This is a genomic window from Neisseria sp. RH3002v2f, from assembly GCF_014596375.1.
GTDB lineage: Bacteria > Pseudomonadota > Gammaproteobacteria > Burkholderiales > Neisseriaceae > Neisseria > Neisseria cinerea.
Genome location: NZ_MAYZ01000019.1, coordinates 1 through 17,295, shown reverse-complemented (window position 1 = coordinate 17,295; position 17,295 = coordinate 1). Strand labels below are relative to the sequence as shown.

Below are 17,295 nucleotides of genomic sequence, written 5' to 3'. Positions count from 1 at the left end.
CTTTAAAAATGAACCTTTACCAAAAACAGTAACCATAATAGAATCAGACACGGCAAAGGAATAGCTAACCTTTGCCGAAACCGCCGAGCCTGAATGTTCCCATGTCATTAGACAGAGAGAAAGATTAGGACGGCGGTTTTTTCTTGTTTGTGAAATTGGGTAGTATCAAAGAACACGATTCTGAATAGATAAGGGTAATCCCATGCGTAATGCCGTAGGATTGGATATATCAAAGCTGACATTTGACGCAACCGTCATTGTTGGCAATGCCGAATATTCGGCAAAGTTTGGCAACAATTCAAAAGGTTTAGATCAGTTTTCCGACTGGTTGAAAAGCTTGGGATGTGAGGATCTGCATATATGCATGGAGGCAACCGGAAATTATTATGAAGAAGTTGCCGACTATTTCGCGGAATATTACAGCGTTTACGTAGTTAATCCGCTAAAAATAAGCAAGTATGCAGAAAGCAGGTTCAAAAGAACCAAAACAGACAAACAGGATTCAAAATTGATAGCGGAGTATTGCCAGTCTGTGAAAGAAAGCGAGCTTGTAAAGAGGCAGAAGCCTACGGACGAGCAATACAGGCTTTCACGGATGACCGCAGCATATACGCAAATCAAAAGCGAATGCGCGGCAATGAAAAATCGTTATCAGGTGGCAAAAGATGAAGAAGCGGCCAAAGCATATGCAGAAATCATCAAAGCCATGAATGAACAGCTTGAAGTTTTAAAGGCGAAGATAAAAGAGCAGACGGAGAAGCCGAAATGTAGGGAGGGTGTGAAACGTCTTGAAACCATACCGGGAATTGGAAGAATGACCGCAGCCGTATTGTTTCAATATCTCACATCTTCGAAATTTGAAACATCAAACAAATTTGCAGCGTTTGCAGGCCTAAGCCCGCAGCAAAAAGAATCAGGTACAAGCGTAAGAGGAAAATCCAAATTGACCAAGTTTGGAAACAGGAAATTACGCGCCGTTTTATTCATGCCCGCCATGGTCGCATACCGAATGAGGGCATTTCCCGATTTCATCAAAAGACTGGAAGCCAAGAAGAAGCCTAAAAAAGTCATCATCGCCGCATTGATGCGTAAACTCGCCGTCATTGCGTATAACGTAAACAAGAAAGGCGAAGATTACGATCAATCTCGTTATAAATCGGCGTAAATCCTGCAAGGAAAAAAGGCATTTTTTGAATGCCTGCTTTGCCGTGTCTGAAATTCAGTGAATTTTTAAATATTGAAATTCAATAAGTTGTAAATGAATTGTAAAGATTCTATTGCAAATTAAAGTAGTATCTTTCTCGTCGCGTACGGCATCGGCATCCAAGCTTGTCGGCGCTTCCATCGCAGTCATACAAAGCATTTGCATCAAGTGGTTTTGCACCATATCGCGCAATGCGCCGGTAATGTCGTAAAACTCACCGCGTTCTTCCACGCCCAACTGCTCGGCGATGGTCAGCTGTACGCTTTCAATATATTTGTTATTCCACAAAGGCTCGAACATCACATTGGCAAAACGCAAGGCCAGCAGGTTTTGCAGGCTTTCTTTACCCAAATAATGGTCGATACGGTAGATTTGTTCTTCTTTGAAATAACGGGCGACATCTGTATTGATTTGCTGTGAAGAGGCCAAGTCCGTACCCAACGGTTTTTCCAAAACCACGCGCACGTTATCGGCATTCAAACCGATTTCAGCAAGGTTTTCACAGGCTTGCGCAAAGAATTTCGGCGCAGTTGAGAGGTAGATCACGACATTTTCAGTATTCTTGCGTGCTTTTACCAAGTCGCCCAAGGCAATGAAATCGCCTTTCTTTGTCACATCGACTTTTAAATACTCGAGACGTTGGATGAACGATGCCCACGCTTCATCTGAGAAGTTTTGTTTGACATGGATTTTAGAATTCGTTTCCACTTTAGCCAAAAAGCCGGCAGTATCCAATTCGCTGCGGCTTACGCCCAAAATACGACCTTCGGGATGAAGCAAACCGGCTACATGCGCCTGATACAGGCAAGGCAAAAGTTTACGTATTGCCAAATCACCGGTCGCGCCAAACAACACCAAATCAAAATTTGTCTGCATATTCATCGTATTATCTCATTAAAAATTTTTAATGCCGTCTTACCCCTGTCTTTCACTGAAACACCGGATAGTTCAAGGACAAAGTAGGAACATAATGAGTAGTAATACTACACATCACTACACTTTTTGTCCATGCCCATTTTTTCAATTTCTTTGACCTAATCCAAAACAAGACAAATCCTCTTCGGTATTAGTGGCGTAATTTGAAATACGCATAAAATTTAAATCAAGCTTCATTTTGACTATTAAATTTTGTAATAAAATTACAAGTTGTATTATAATAAATATTGCTTTTTCTATTTTTAGACGGTACATTAATTTAATATCCACTCCGAATACAAAATCAAAACACACGATACCAAGCCATCGCATTCAAACAAGAGGTCGAACATGAACTCCTCTCCTATCCACCCCAAGCTTGCCGAGATTACCGAGCGCATCATTGAGCGCAGCCGCCCGACGCGTGAAAAATATCTGGCGAAAATCCGCAGCGCCAAACAAATGGGACGGCTGGAGCGCAACCAGCTCGGCTGCAGCAACTTGGCGCACGGTTACGCCGCCATGCCTAAAAGTATCAAAATCGAAATGCTTCAGGAAACTGTCCCCAACTTAGGCATCATCACTGCCTACAATGACATGGTTTCCGCACACCAGCCGTTTAAAGACTTCCCTGACCAAATCAAAGACGAAGCACAAAAAAACGGCGCTACCGCCCAAGTCGCCGGCGGCACACCCGCCATGTGCGACGGTATTACCCAAGGCTACGCCGGTATGGAATTGTCGCTGTTTTCCCGCGACGTGATTGCCATGAGTACCGCCATCGGTCTGTCGCATCAAATGTTTGACGGCGGCCTGTTTACCGGCGAACTCAATGTCCTGATCAACGAAGCCGAATGGAGAATGCCCGCGAAGTCGAACAAATCGACTTGAGCGCGAACCAACAAGGCTGCGGCCGTGAACTCTTCGCCAACTTCCGCAGCATGACCAGCAGCGCAGAAACCGGCGCCATGAGCTTCGGAGGCGAATTTGCCTAAACCCTTTTCAGACGGCCTTTTCAAACAGAAGGTCGTCTGAAAAATTATTCAAGCGTTTTAAGATAGACGCAGGTCGGATTCTCGAATCCGACACAGCCGTCCAAGATGTCGGTTTCTTGAATCCAACCTACAACCTGTCCCATCTTAATAAAACACCCCATCCTACCCGGAGAACCGAAATGTCCAAACTGACCCCCCGCGAAATCCTAAGCGCAGGCGCAGTTGTACCTGTGATGGCGATTGACGACTTGAGTACTGCCGTCGATTTATCCCATGCCCTTGTCGAAGGCGGCATCCCCACCCTCGAAATCACCCTGCGCACCCCTGTCGGCCTCGACGCCATCCACCTGATTGCCAAAGAAGTGCCCAACGCCATCGTCGGCGCAGGTACAGTAACTAATCCCGAACAGCTCAAAGCCGTCGAAGACGCAGGCGCGGTTTTCGCCATCAGCCCGGGCCTGCACGAATCCCTCGCCAAAGCCAGCCACAACAGCGGCATTCCCCTGATTCCCGGCGTTGCCACACCGGGCGAAGTCCAACTGGCTTTGGAACACGGCATCGACACCCTCAAACTCTTCCCTGCCGAAGTCGTTGGCGGCAAAGCCATGCTCAAAGCACTCTACGGTCCTTATGCCGACGTGCGCTTCTGCCCGACCGGCGGTATCAGTCTCGCTACCGCGCCCGAGTACTTGGCACTGCCTAATGTCTTGTGCGTCGGCGGCTCATGGCTGACACCGAAAGAAGCCGTGAAAAACAAAGACTGGGACACCATCACCCGCCTCGCCAAAGAAGCGGCGGCATTGAAACCCAAAGCCTGATTCGCATCGTAAAAATGCCGTCTGAAGCCCTTATATATTGCGTCCCTTTCCTGTTTCAGACGGCATTTTGCCGATTGGCGACTCGGTAGGCATACATAGCAGCACCGCTCCGACATACTGCCCCTAAAATGCCCATCCATCTTCCGCATAATAAAAATAACGGTCAATCCATTCGACAAATACAGCGGCCGGACAGCCCGTGCTACACGGCTGAAAAAATGCCGTCTGAAACGCATTCAGACGGCATCCGGTTAAAAAACAACTGATTCAACGCTGATTAATCCGCTTCCAAAACCACTTTCATGGCTTGGTTTTCAGCAGCATGCTTGAACACGTTGTAGGCTTTTTCCAATTCGCTGAATTTGAAACGGTGGGTCAGCATTTTGGTGTAATCGACGGAGCTGCTGGAAATCGCTTTCATCAGCATTTCGGTGGTATTGGCGTTTACCAAACCGGTTGTGATTGCAAGGTTTTTAATCCACAGTTTTTCCAGTTTGAAATCAACGGACTGACCGTGTACACCAACCACAGCGATATGGCCGCCGGGTTTCACAATGTCTTGGCACATATTCCAAGTCGCAGGGATACCGACGGCTTCGATCGCGCAGTCCACGCCGTCTTCTCCGACGATGGCAAAGACTTGTTTGGAGACGTCGCCGGAAGCAGGGTTAATGGTATGGGTCGCGCCCAACTCTTTCGCCAGTTTCAAGCGGTTTTCGTCCATATCGCAAACGATGATGGCGGCAGGGCTATACAGTTGCGCAGTCAGCAACGCAGACATACCGACAGGGCCGGCACCTGCAATGAATACGGTGTCGCCGGGTTTAACATCGCCGTATTGCACGCCGATTTCGTGGGCGGTCGGCAAGGCGTCGCTCAACAGCAGCGCGACTTCTTCATTGACGTTGTCGGGTAGCGGAACAAGGCTGTTGTCGGCATAAGGCGTACGGACGTATTCGGCTTGCGTGCCGTCAATCATGTAGCCCAAAATCCAGCCGCCGTTACGGCAGTGTGAATAGAGTTGGATTTTGCAGTTGTCGCAAGTACAGCATTTGCTGACGCATGAAATAATGACTTTATCACCGACTTTGATGTTTTTTACAGCCTCGCCGACTTCTTCTACAATACCGATGCTTTCATGGCCGAGAATACAGCCGTCGGCGACTTCGGGGTTTTTGCCTTTCCAAATACCCAAATCGGTACCGCAAATCGTGGTTTTGACGATTTTCACCACCGCGTCGGTCGGATCGATAATCTGCGGACGGGGTTTTTCTTCAAAACGGATGTCGTTTGCGCCGTAATAAACCATTGCTTTCATGCTGATACTCCTTGCTTGTTGATAAATAATTTCAATACCGCAATAAAGTCTCTTTATATGAGTTACATACCCCCTACAAAAAATAAGCCAATAAGAATTACTTTCACAAAGTTATACCATAACATACTGTTTTAAATATAAATAAAACCACAGATTGATATTAATGAACACACCCATCCCCTTCTCCGAACGGCTCATCCGCTGGCAGAAACAATACGGCAGACACCACCTGCCTTGGCAAGTCAAAAACCCTTATTGCGTTTGGCTTTCCGAAATCATGCTCCAGCAAACGCAGGTTGCCACCGTGTTGGACTACTATCCGTGTTTCTTGGAAAAATTCCCGACCATACAAACGCTTGCCGCCGCGCCGCAAGACGAAGTGTTGTCGTTGTGGGCGGGCTTAGGCTATTACAGCCGCGCGCGCAATCTGCACAAAGCCGCGCAACAAGTCGTCGAACAATTCGGCGGCACATTTCCATCGGAGCGCAAAGACTTGGAAACCCTCTGCGGCGTCGGCAGAAGCACCGCCGCCGCTATTTGCGCCTTCGCCTTCAACCGCCGCGAAACCATTTTGGACGGCAACGTCAAACGCGTACTCTGCCGCGTGTTCGCCCGCGACGGCAATCCTCAAGACAAAAAATTTGAAAACTCGCTTTGGACGCTTGCCGAAAGTCTGATGCCGTCTGAAAACGCCGATATGCCCGCCTACACGCAAGGCTTGATGGACTTGGGGGCAACCGTGTGCAAACGGACGAAACCCTTGTGCCACCAATGCCCGATGGCAGACATCTGTGAAGCGAAAAAGCAAAACCGCATCGCCGAGTTACCGCGCAAAAAAACTGCCCCCGAGGTACAAACCCTGCCGCTTTACTGGCTGATTGTCCGCAACCGAAACGGCGCAATCTTGCTGGAAAAACGCCCCGCCAAAGGCATTTGGGGCGGTCTGTATTGCGTACCGTGTTTTGAAAGTTTGAACGGGCTTTCCGACTTTGCCGCCAAATTCTCCCTGACCATGGCAGATATGGACGAACAAACCGCCCTGACCCACCGCCTGACGCACCGGTTGCTGATGATTACGCCGATTGAAGGACAAATGCCGTCTGAAAGCCCTTCAGACGGCATTTGGATAAAGCCGGCGCATTTGAAAGATTACGGCCTGCCCAAGCCTTTGGAAATCTATTTAAACAGTAAAAAATTTGGGGCTGTATTAGATAGAGAAAGTTAAGCCTGGTGGCATTGTGTACCGCGTCTTTGTCGAAGCTGTTTTTCAGACGGCCTGAGTGTTGTTTTACAGGAAAGTAAAGGCCGTCTGAAAACCAGAAAACCTGTTTTCAGACGGCCTTTATTTACATACCGTTTACCGGAAGATTATTTCTTCGAGCCGACGAATGCGCCTACCGTATTGCCGTTAGAGAATCCGCCTGCAACTTCCGCTGCATTTTTGCCAAAGAAACCGCCTTTGATTTGGGTCGCACCCGATTGGTCAAATTTGTTGCCGCTAATTTGGGCATTAACAGCAATGTCGCCACCAAATTTAGCATCACGGAAGATAGTGCCTGTTAATTTTTTGCTGTCAAAATTAGCAGTCAACTCTGTGCGGTCAATACCGTAATTTGCGCCGCTATGCATAGAGGCAACGCTGGCACCGTAATGAACTTGTCCTTTAGGCAGCTCGGCTGCAGGCGTAAAGTGTCCGCTGAAAAAAGCTTGTTTTTTGCCGTTAACTTCCAACACGCCGGCAGTAGCATTTGCTGAAGCAGCATTGACTAAGAATTTCTGTACGGATTTCGGCTCGCCGGATGCAATTCCTGAAGCAAAACCAGGGACTTTGCTTTTCCAATCACCCAAAGAAACACCACCGCTTTGGGTCAAATCGAAATCCACACCGTCAACGCGGATGTGTTTGATGTTGCTATTATCAATGGCAATGCTGTTACCACCAACTGTTTGCTGTGCAGCGGTAGGAACCGCCGGAGTAGCAGGAGTTGTCGTTGATGGGTTGCTTGAACCTGCGTTAGGCGTAGGTTGTGAAGAAGGAGTGGAATTTCCACCACCACCGCCTCCGCAGGCAGCCAAAGCTGCTGTACAAATCAATGCAAGTACTTTTTTCATGTCGTATCATCCTTTTTTAAATTGAATCTCGAAGTTTCTGTATTCGGGAACAAGTCTTGATTGTGCTTGCGACGCACCTGAATCAATGACTTAGACATTTTATACTAAAAAGATAAGCTAACCCATCCGCAATAGTTAATTTAAGTAAATTTGCAAACAAAATATAACTAAATTATGACTAAGTTAACAATTCATTAGCAGGAAACGCATCAAATCAACCCACTTTTTCAGACGGCCTGAGACCTTTGCAAAATCCCCCCGAAATCCCCAAAATTCCCACCAAGGCATTTAGGGGATTTCTCATGAGCACCTTTATTCGATCTCCGTAATTTTGACTGTAATGTTTCGATTTTCGCCATACTCTACCACACGTTGCAACTGCAATCTTTGCTCTTTTACAGCCCCAAAAGTTTTATAGTGGATTAACAAAAACCAGCACGGCGTTGGCTCGCCTTAGCTCAAAGAGAACGATTCTCTAAGGTGCTGAAGCACCAAGTGAATCGGTTCCGTACTATTTGTACTGTCTGCGGCTTCGTCGCCTTGTCCTGATTTTTGTTAATCCACTATATATAAATAAATTGCCCTCTCCATTCTTTTGACTCTAAAACACAAATGCCGTCTGAAATTTTCAGACGGCATTTGTTGCTTTATATTCATTCTGCCTGCTTAGGCAAATTGCCGCGTAAACCCGACAAACTCCTCTTTTTTCGATTTGGCCCTACCTGAATCGATGGCTTCCCGTGCGGCAGATATGCCGTCTGAAAGCGAAGCAGCGATATTTCCGGCATATAGGGCGGCGGCGGTATTAAGCAATACGATATCGCGTGCCGCCCCTTCTCTTCCTTCCAGCACCTCGTTCATTTTCAACAAAGATTCCTGAGTATTGGCAACTTTGATTTCATCCAAATTGCGGCGGGTTTCGATACCGAAATCTTCTGGGCGGATGTCGTATTCGCTGATTTTTCCGTCTTTTAGCTCGGCAACGCGCGTTTTGCCCGTCAGTGTAATTTCATCCAAACCGCCCTCCCCGCAAACAACCAAAACGTGTTTGGAACCAAGTTGTTGCAAGACCCGCGACAAAATGCCGCACAAATCGGTGTGGAACACGCCCAAAAGTTGGTTCGGCGCGCCCGCAGGATTGGTCAATGGACCCAATATATTGAAAATACTTCGGAAACCGAGCGAACGGCGCACCGGGGCGACATAGCGCATAGCGCTGTGGTGATTGGGTGCAAACATAAACCCTATACCGGTCTGGCTGATACTTTGGGCAATCTGTTCGGGAGTCAAGTTGAGGTTTGCGCCCATTTGCTCCATCACGTCCGCCGCACCGCTGGAGGAAGAGACCGACCGGCCTCCGTGTTTGGCAACCTTCGCGCCTGCCGCTGCGGCAACAAACATCGAAGTCGTCGAAATATTGAAGGTTTTGGCACCATCTCCGCCAGTACCGACGATATCGACCAGCCCCTCTGCATTCTCCAGCGGCACTTTTGTCGCAAACTCGCGCATGACGGCTGCAGCTGCGGTAATTTCGGAAACGGTTTCAACCTTGATACGCAATCCTGTCAAAATGGCCGCTATCTGCTCCGGCGGAACCTGTCCGCTCATAATCTGACGCATCAAGTCGGTCATTTCATCGTAAAACAACTCATTATTGCTGATTAATCGTTCGATAGCCTGTTGCGGTGTAATCATTTTTTGTCCTCCGTTCAATATTCGGACGAAAATGCCGTCTGAAGGGCTTCAGACGGCATCACGTCAGATTTTTTGCGGTTTGAAGTTTTGAAATTCAACTAAAAAATTGTTTAACATATCATGTCCGTGTTCGGTCAGCAGAGCTTCAGGGTGGAATTGTACCCCCTCAACGGCATATTCCTTATGGCGCACACCCATAATCTCGCCGTCCTCAGTCCAAGCCGTTACTTCCAAACATTCGGGCATCGTATTCCTATCGATAACGAGGCTGTGATAACGCGTACAGGTAACCGGATTGGGCAAATCTTTAAACATACCCTTACCCGAATGGGACACAGGCGACACCTTGCCGTGCATCAAGGTTTTTGCCCGTACCACATCTCCGCCGAACGCTTCGCCTATCGTCTGATGCCCTAGGCACACGCCCATAATCGGCAGCCTGCCGGCAAAATGGCGCATGGCTTCTACTGAAATACCCGCCTCCTTAGGGGAACACGGTCCGGGGCCGATTACAAGATATTGCGGCTTTAAGGCTTCGATTTCTTCCAATGTAATATCATCGTTACGGCGCACGACAACTTCCTGCCCCAATTCTGTAAAATACTGGACGATGTTGTAAGTGAAACTGTCATAATTATCAATAAATAAAAGCATTTTGTAATTAACCTGTTGATTTATAGTGTTATTTATTATTTACTGCCTTTCCGATACCCCTGAGCATACCCCTTATATCTTAGCGTGCCTGATGCACCCTTAGGAATCTGACGCAGAGTCTCGCTTTCTGACAAGTGTGCAATTTTGCCATCTTTTCGACCATTCGGGAAAGCACCGATTTTATGCCCTCATAAATTTTGATTATCCGATAGCCAAATATAGCGGAATTCGTATTCACATCATTCACTTCCCTAAAATTAGGGTTAATACAAATTAACGCCATTAAATGTCACAACCGTATCATTTGAAAAAACTTTTTCCGGTACCTTGGTTTTTTCTTAAAAATTTATTATATAAATAATGCAATGTTATATAATAACAGGTTTTCAAAATGTGATGAGAAACTAAAATGGCGCAAACTACGCTAAAACCCATTGTTTTATCAATTCTTTTAATCAGCACTCCTATCCTCTCGCAAGCACATGGGACCGAACAGTCTATGGACTTAAAAACGGTTACCGTCGTCGGCAAAAGCCGTCCGCGCACCACGTCGGGGCTGCTGCACACTTCAACCGCCTCCGATAAAATCATCTCCGGCGACACCTTGCGCCAAAAAGCCGTCAACTTGGGCGATGCTTTAGACGGCGTACCGGGCATTCATGCCTCGCAATACGGCGGCGGCGCATCCGCTCCCGTCATTCGCGGTCAAACAGGCAGACGGATTAAAGTATTGAACCATCACGGCGAAACGGGCGACATGGCGGACTTCTCTCCAGACCATGCCTTGATGGTGGACAGCGCCTTGTCGCAACAGGTCGAAATCCTGCGCGGCCCAGTTACGCTCTTGTACAGCTCGGGCAATGTGGCCGGTTTGGTCGATGTTGCCGATGGCAAAATTCCTGAAAAAATGCCTGAAAACGGCGTATCGGGCGAAGCCGGATTGCGTTTGAGCAGCGGCAATTTGGAAAAACTGACATCCGCAGGTATCAATATCGGTTTGGGCAACAACTTCGTGCTGCATACCGAAGGCTTGTACCGCAAATCGGGCGATTACGCCGTACCGCGCTATCAAAAAGAAGAAGGCCGTCTGAAACGACTGCCCGACAGCCATGCCGATTCCAAAACAGGCAGCATCGGACTGTCTTGGGTTGGCGAAAAAGGCTTTATCGGCGTGGCGTACAGCGACCGTAGCGACCAATACGGCCTGCCTGCCCACAGCCACGAATACGATGATTGCCACGCCGACATCATCTGGCAAAAGAGTTTGATTAACAAACGCTATTTGCAGCTTTATCCGCACTTGCTGACCGAAGAAGACGTCGATTACGACAATCCGGGCTTAAGCTGCGGCTTCCACGACGACGATAATGCACACGCCCATGCCCACAACGGCAGACCGTGGATAGACCTGCGCAACAAACGCTACGAACTCCGCGCCGAATGGAAGCAGCCACTCCCCGGTTTTGAAGCCCTACGCGTGCACCTGAACCGCAACGACTACCACCACGACGAAAAAGCAGGCGATGCAGTAGAAAACTTCTTCAACAACAAAACACACAACGCCCGTATCGAGTTGCGCCACCACCCCATAGGCCGTCTGAAAGGCAGCTGGGGCGTGCAATATTTGGGACAAAAATCCAGCGCGCTTTCTGCCATTCCCGAAACCGTCCAACAGCCGATGCTGATTGACAACAATGTGCGCCATTACAGCTTTTTCGGTGTAGAACAGGCAAACTGGGACAACTTCACGCTTGAAGGCGGCGTACGCGTGGAAAAACAAAAAGCTTCCATCCAGTACGACAAAGCATTGATTGATCGGGAAAACTACTACAACCAACCCCTGCCCGACCTCGGTGCGCACCGCCAAACCGCCCGCTCGTTCGCACTTTCGGGCAACTGGTATTTCACGCCACACCACAAACTCAGCCTGACCGCCTCCCATCAGGAACGCCTGCCGTCAACGCAAGAGCTGTACGCACACGGCAAACACGTTGCCACCAACACCTTTGAAGTCGGCAACAAACACCTCAACAAAGAACGTTCCAACAACATCGAACTCGCGCTGGGCTACGAAGGCGACCGCTGGCAATACAATCTGGCACTCTACCGCAACCGCTTCGGCAACTACATTTACGCCCAAACCTTAAACGACGGACGCGGCCCAAAATCCATCGAAGACGACAGCGAAATGAAGCTCGTGCGCTACAACCAATCCGGTGCCGACTTCTACGGCGCGGAAGGCGAAATCTACTTCAAACCGACACCGCGCTACCGCATCGGTATTTCTGGCGACTATGTACGAGGCCGTCTGAAAAACCTTCCGTCGCTGCCCGGTAGGGAAGATGCTTACGGCAACCGTCCTTTCATCGCACAGGACGACCAAAACGCGCCTCGCGTTCCGGCTGCGCGCCTCGGCTTCCACCTGAAAGCCTCGCTGACCGACCGTATCGATGCCAATTTGGACTACTACCGCGTGTTCGCCCAAAACAAACTCGCCCGCTACGAAACACGCACGCCCGGACACCATATGCTCAACCTCGGCGCAAACTACCGCCGCAATACACGCTATGGCGAGTGGAATTGGTACGTCAAAGCCGACAACCTGCTCAACCAATCCGTTTACGCCCACAGCAGCTTCCTCTCTGATACGCCGCAAATGGGCCGCAGCTTTACCGGCGGCGTGAACGTGAAGTTTTAAAATTGGACAGGCAAACAAAAAAGGTTTTCAGACGGCATTCTGAAAACCTTTTTCTTACTTTAAACCAATTTTAAAACCGGCAATTAATTTTTAACACATCTTGCACAGCCGCCTGAATCTTGGCAGCAGCAGCTTCGATTTAGTGCTGTTTGGCAGATTGGTTTGCCGCTGTTTCAACCGAAGCAGCTTGTGAAACAGGCTCGGCTTGAGGATCAGTCAGCGGCAAACGCGCCAATACAGTGCTGACGCCGGTAACTTTATCGCCAATCGCCACTTGCGCCTGCGCATCGACAGGCAGATACATATCCACGCGCGAGCCAAAACGGATAAAGCCATAGCGTTTGCCACGAGACAGTTTCGCACCTGCTTGGGTATAGCACAAAATACGGCGCGCCACCAAACCAGCCACTTGAACAAAAGTAATTTCACGACCTGAAGCCGTAGTCGCCAACACCGCATTACGTTCGTTTTCTGTGCTGGCTTTGTCCAAATCCGCATTCACGAATTTGCCTTTGTTATAGACCACTTTCGTTACCGTACAATCAGCAGGCGATTTTTGCGAATGCACGTTGAACACGTTCATAAAAATACTGATTTTCAAAGCATCGACATCACGATACGGATCGCGTGCACGCTCGACCACCACGATACGGCCGTCAACCGGGCTCAACACCGCTTCAGGATTTTGCGGAATCTCACGCGCAGGGTCGCGGAAAAACTGCAGGGCAAATACGGTAAACACCCAAAACGGCAAAGACCACCAGCCGCAGCACATCGACACCAGCAGGCTCAAAGCCAAACCGCCGCCGATAATCGGCCAGCCCTCACGGGCGATAATCGGGTGGGGGTAAAGACGGTTCATTTGTCATCCTTCTATTCAAGCGGGTTAAAATTGCCGACATTATAGCGGAATCTGCCGTACTCCGCTGGCAAATGCCGTCTGAATCCTGCTTAAGACGTTATTTGATAAAGTGCTACAATAGCCGTTTCCTTCTTTTTCAGACGGCATTCACCATGTGCAACCATCATCCCAAACATTCACACGACAACGACACCATCCGCATCCGCGGCGCGCGTACGCATAATTTGAAAAACGTCGATTTAGACATTCCGCGCCACAAGCTCGTGGTGGTAACAGGATTGTCAGGCAGCGGCAAATCGTCGCTGGCGTTTGATACGCTGTATGCCGAAGGGCAGCGGCGTTATGTTGAGAGCCTTTCCGCCTATGCGCGGCAGTTTTTGCAGATGATGGACAAACCCGACGTCGATTTGATTGAAGGTCTGTCGCCCGCGATTTCCATCGAGCAGAAATCCACCAGCCACAATCCGCGTTCCACCGTCGGTACGGTTACGGAAATCCATGATTACCTGCGCCTTTTGTACGCACGCGTCGGCACACCGTATTGCCCCGAACACAAGCTGCCGCTATCCAGCCAGACCGTGTCGCAGATGGTCGATGCCGTCTTAAAACTACCGGAAGACACGCGCGTGATGATTCTGGCGCCGGCGGTGCGCGAGCGTAAGGGCGAGTTTGTCGATTTCTTTGCCGACTTGCAGGCGCAGGGTTTTGCGCGGGTGCGCGTAGACGGCGAGGTCTATCAGTTGGACGAAGTGCCGAAGCTGGAAAAAAACATCAAGCACAACATCGACGTGGTCATCGACCGCGTGAAAGTGAAGGCGGACATCAAGCAGCGGCTGGCGGAAAGTTTTGAAACCGCGCTGCGCCACGGCAACGAGCGCGCGCTGGCAATGGAAATGGAAAGCGGCGAAGAGCATTGGTTTTCCGCGCGTTTCTCCTGCCCAGTGTGTTCGTACAGCCTGCCCGAATTAGAGCCGCGCCTTTTTTCGTTCAACAACCCAATGGGTTCCTGCCCGACTTGCGACGGCTTGGGCAACACCAATTTCTTCGACCCCGAAAAAGTGGTCGCCCATCCTGAATTATCCTTAGCCGCAGGTGCGATTGACGGTTGGGACAAACGCAACCAGTTCTATTTCCAAATGATTCAGTCGCTGGCGCGGCATTACGGTTTCGACGTGCAGGCTGCTTGGGAAACACTACCTGAAAAAGTCAAAAAAGTCGTGCTGCACGGCTCAGGCAAAGAAGTCATTGATTTCACTTACCTATCCGAACGCGGCACCACCTTCAACCGCAGCCACGCCTTCGAAGGCATCATCCCCAATCTCGAACGCCGCTACCGCGAAACCGACAGCGAAACCGTGCGCGAAAAACTGCGCGAATACCAGAACCACCGCGCCTGCCCGAGCTGCGGCGGCGCACGTCTGCGCAAAGAAGCCCGCTACGTTTACGTCAGCGGCGAACCGTTGCACGAAGTTTCCGCCTGGCCGCTGACCAAAACCCACCAATTCTTTGAAACGCTGGATTTGGACGGCAACAAAAAACAAATCGCCGAAAAAATCCTCAAAGAAATCACCGAGCGGCTCGGCTTCCTGATTAACGTCGGACTGGATTACCTGAATTTAAGCCGCTCCGCCGAAACCCTTTCCGGTGGCGAAGCCCAGCGCATCCGCCTCGCCAGCCAAATCGGCAGCGGACTGACCGGCGTGATGTACGTTTTGGACGAACCCTCCATCGGCCTGCACCAGCGCGACAACGACCGCCTGCTCGCCACCCTCAAACGCCTGCGCGACTTGGGCAACAGCGTGATTGTGGTCGAACACGACGAAGACGCCATCCGCGAAGCCGATTTCGTGGTCGATATGGGCCCCGGCGCGGGCGAACACGGCGGCAACGTACTGATTGCCGACTCACCCGAAAACGTCGCCAAATGCGAAAAATCCGTTACCGGACAATACCTCAGCGGCAAAAAATCCATTGCCGTGCCGTCTGAACGCACTCCCGTCAATCCCGACCGAATGCTCGTCCTCAAAGGCGCGCGCGGCAACAACCTCAAAAACGTTACCCTCGAGTTGCCGCTCGGTTTGATTACCTGCATCACCGGCGTATCCGGCAGCGGCAAATCCACCCTGATTAACGACACCCTCGCCAAAATCACCGCCCGCGAACTCAACCGCGCCCAAGAAGAACCCGCCCCATACGACGACATCCGCGGCCTCGAACACCTCGACAAAGTCATCAACGTCGACCAATCCCCCATCGGCCGCACCCCGCGCTCCAACCCCGCCACCTACACCGGCCTGTTCACCCCCATCCGCGAACTCTTCGCCGGCGTACCCCTCTCGCGCGAACGCGGCTACAACGTCGGCCGATTCTCCTTCAACGTCAAAGGCGGCCGCTGCGAAGCCTGCCAAGGCGACGGCGTCATCAAAGTCGAAATGCACTTCCTGCCCGACGTGTACGTCCCCTGCGAAGTCTGCCACGGCAAACGCTACAACCGCGAAACGCTCGAAATCCAATACAAAGGCAAAAACATCAGCCAAGTCCTCGACATGACCGTCGAAGAAGCCCGCGAATTTTTCGACGCCGTCCCCACCGTATCGCGCAAACTGCAAACCCTGATGGACGTAGGCCTCGGCTACATCCGCCTCGGCCAGTCCGCCACCACCCTCTCCGGCGGCGAAGCCCAGCGCGTCAAACTTGCCTTGGAACTCTCCAAACGCGACACCGGCAGAACGCTCTATATCCTCGACGAACCAACCACCGGCCTGCACTTCGCCGACATCGCCCTGCTGCTGGAAGTCATAGGTCGTCTGAAAGGCAAAGGCAACTCGATTGTGATTATCGAACATAATCTGGACGTGATTAAAACTGCGGATTGGATTGTGGACTTAGGACCGGAAGGCGGCGATGGAGGCGGCATGATTATTGCTTCAGGTAGCCCTGAGCAGGTGGCGATGGTAAAAGGGAGTTATACTGGGATATATTTAAAAAAAATTATTTAACATCTTAATTTGGAAATCATTTATGACCTATAACAGATTCATCACTAAAGCCGATGATTTAATTACCTCAAAAGAGCAAATACGCACAGGATTTATCAATTTTGCCTTGGAGAAAAACCGTAGATCATCGCCTTATATTGCTCAAGCCAATTTTCTTAAGCAAGAAGCACTAAAAGCACAAAATCCTATGGATTTGTTGAAAATAGAAACGATTCAATCTAGCCTTCTAACCGCATCAGGATTATCAGACAAATCATTGAAATATTTTAATAATGAAGACAAATTGCAAGCAGTAAACGAATTAATAAAAAAATTCCTAATTCCTGCTGGAGCAAACTTTGTTGATGAATTAGTATATCGTTTTTTACTTATTAAAGGAGATTCTCTTGGTGGTTCAATGAGAAATATAATAGGAACTTTTGCAGAACAGAAACTTAAAAGATATGTAATTGCATGCTTAGAGATGCAAAATATTCATTACAGGTATAAGCTGAAATCAAATAAAAATCTTGAATGGCAAGAACGTAAAGAAGATCTTTCAAGTATAAATGAAGTTGAAAACCAGGCATTAGCAATTTCTTGGATTAAGAATAATAAAAGTTATATATTAGCTTTTAACTTAAAGGTGCCTATTGTAGATAAAAATATAGATATTCTTTTATTTAATGCAGATTATTCAGAATTTGAAAATGGAGCTATTGTTTCAAAAATTGATAAATTTTGTATGCTTGGAGAATTGAAAGGCGGGATAGATCCTGCAGGAGCTGATGAGCATTGGAAAACTGCCAACTCTGCATTAAATAGAATACGACAAGCTTTTTTAAAAAAAGAAACTCCTGTTTTAACTTCATTTTTAGGTGCTGCAATTGAAAAGTCTATGGCTAATGAAATATTTGATCAACTTGAATCTAATGAGCTATCTAATGCAGCCAATTTTTCTAACGATGAACAACTACAAGAATATTGCCTTTGGTTAACAAATATTAAAGATATAACTTAAAATTTAACTCACAACAGCAAAAGCT

Annotated in this window: 12 protein-coding genes and 2 pseudogenes; 8 read left to right on the top strand and 6 right to left on the bottom strand. The window is 49.0% G+C overall.

Annotated features, from left to right (window positions below):
- Window positions 1-202: 202 nt before the first annotated feature.
- Window positions 203-1,165, top strand: coding sequence for a transposase (locus BBW69_RS02660; RefSeq protein WP_188210324.1), 963 nt, complete (start codon window positions 203-205; stop codon window positions 1,163-1,165).
- Between the two features lie 96 nt (window positions 1,166-1,261).
- On the opposite strand, the pseudogene BBW69_RS02655 reads toward BBW69_RS02660, so the two are convergent.
- Window positions 1,262-2,086 (bottom strand): annotated as a pseudogene (locus tag BBW69_RS02655) (glucose-6-phosphate dehydrogenase); the annotation flags it as partial.
- A 384-nt stretch (window positions 2,087-2,470) separates the two neighbouring features.
- On the opposite strand from BBW69_RS02655, the pseudogene BBW69_RS02650 reads away from it, so the two are divergent.
- The 3 genes and pseudogenes from BBW69_RS02650 to BBW69_RS02640 form a co-directional block, all read left to right on the top strand.
- A pseudogene (locus BBW69_RS02650) lies at window positions 2,471-2,962 on the top strand (dihydroxy-acid dehydratase); the annotation flags it as partial.
- A gap of 11 nt (window positions 2,963-2,973) precedes the next feature.
- Window positions 2,974-3,114 carry a hypothetical protein gene (locus BBW69_RS02645; protein ID WP_188210323.1) on the top strand — a complete coding sequence of 47 codons (141 nt, stop codon included), beginning with the start codon at window positions 2,974-2,976 and terminating at the stop codon, window positions 3,112-3,114.
- Window positions 3,115-3,293: 179 nt separating this feature from the next.
- Entirely contained in the window at window positions 3,294-3,932 is a 639-nt protein-coding gene (locus tag BBW69_RS02640) for a bifunctional 4-hydroxy-2-oxoglutarate aldolase/2-dehydro-3-deoxy-phosphogluconate aldolase (RefSeq protein ID WP_188210322.1), read from the top strand.
- A 277-nt stretch (window positions 3,933-4,209) separates the two neighbouring features.
- Here BBW69_RS02640 and BBW69_RS02635 read toward each other — a convergent pair whose 3' ends face one another.
- Window positions 4,210-5,250 (bottom strand): zinc-dependent alcohol dehydrogenase family protein, encoded by a 1,041-nt coding sequence (locus BBW69_RS02635; RefSeq protein WP_188210321.1) that lies wholly within the window; start codon window positions 5,248-5,250, stop codon window positions 4,210-4,212.
- Between the two features lie 163 nt (window positions 5,251-5,413).
- Between BBW69_RS02635 and mutY the strand changes: the two genes are divergently transcribed.
- Complete coding sequence (gene mutY / locus BBW69_RS02630; RefSeq protein ID WP_188210320.1) at window positions 5,414-6,475, top strand: A/G-specific adenine glycosylase; 1,062 nt, start codon at window positions 5,414-5,416, stop codon at window positions 6,473-6,475.
- A gap of 143 nt (window positions 6,476-6,618) precedes the next feature.
- On the opposite strand, the gene BBW69_RS02625 is transcribed toward mutY, so the two are convergent.
- The 3 genes from BBW69_RS02625 to BBW69_RS02610 form a co-directional block, all read right to left on the bottom strand.
- Complete coding sequence (locus BBW69_RS02625; RefSeq protein WP_223169922.1) at window positions 6,619-7,362, bottom strand: transferrin-binding protein-like solute binding protein; 744 nt, start codon at window positions 7,360-7,362, stop codon at window positions 6,619-6,621.
- Between the two features lie 666 nt (window positions 7,363-8,028).
- Window positions 8,029-9,057: an anthranilate phosphoribosyltransferase gene (trpD, locus tag BBW69_RS02615; RefSeq protein WP_107996703.1), complete on the bottom strand. Its 1,029-nt coding sequence runs from the start codon at window positions 9,055-9,057 to the stop codon at window positions 8,029-8,031.
- A 63-nt stretch (window positions 9,058-9,120) separates the two neighbouring features.
- Window positions 9,121-9,711 (bottom strand): aminodeoxychorismate/anthranilate synthase component II, encoded by a 591-nt coding sequence (locus tag BBW69_RS02610; RefSeq protein WP_003754790.1) that lies wholly within the window; start codon window positions 9,709-9,711, stop codon window positions 9,121-9,123.
- 409 nt (window positions 9,712-10,120) lie between these two features.
- Between BBW69_RS02610 and znuD the strand changes: the two genes are divergently transcribed.
- Window positions 10,121-12,409: a TonB-dependent zinc receptor ZnuD gene (znuD, locus tag BBW69_RS02605; protein WP_188210319.1), complete on the top strand. Its 2,289-nt coding sequence runs from the start codon at window positions 10,121-10,123 to the stop codon at window positions 12,407-12,409.
- A gap of 139 nt (window positions 12,410-12,548) precedes the next feature.
- Here the strand turns inward: znuD and BBW69_RS02600 are convergent, their stop codons facing one another.
- The gene (locus BBW69_RS02600; RefSeq protein ID WP_188210318.1) at window positions 12,549-13,271 is read right to left on the bottom strand and encodes a phosphatidylserine decarboxylase; all 723 of its coding nucleotides are present in this window, start codon (window positions 13,269-13,271) and stop codon (window positions 12,549-12,551) included.
- Between the two features lie 152 nt (window positions 13,272-13,423).
- On the opposite strand from BBW69_RS02600, the gene uvrA reads away from it, so the two are divergent.
- Entirely contained in the window at window positions 13,424-16,270 is a 2,847-nt protein-coding gene (uvrA, locus tag BBW69_RS02595) for an excinuclease ABC subunit UvrA (RefSeq protein ID WP_188210317.1), read from the top strand.
- A 22-nt stretch (window positions 16,271-16,292) separates the two neighbouring features.
- Window positions 16,293-17,270, top strand: coding sequence for an AvaI/BsoBI family type II restriction endonuclease (locus BBW69_RS02590; protein ID WP_188210316.1), 978 nt, complete (start codon window positions 16,293-16,295; stop codon window positions 17,268-17,270).
- The last annotated feature ends 25 nt before the right edge of the window (window positions 17,271-17,295 follow it).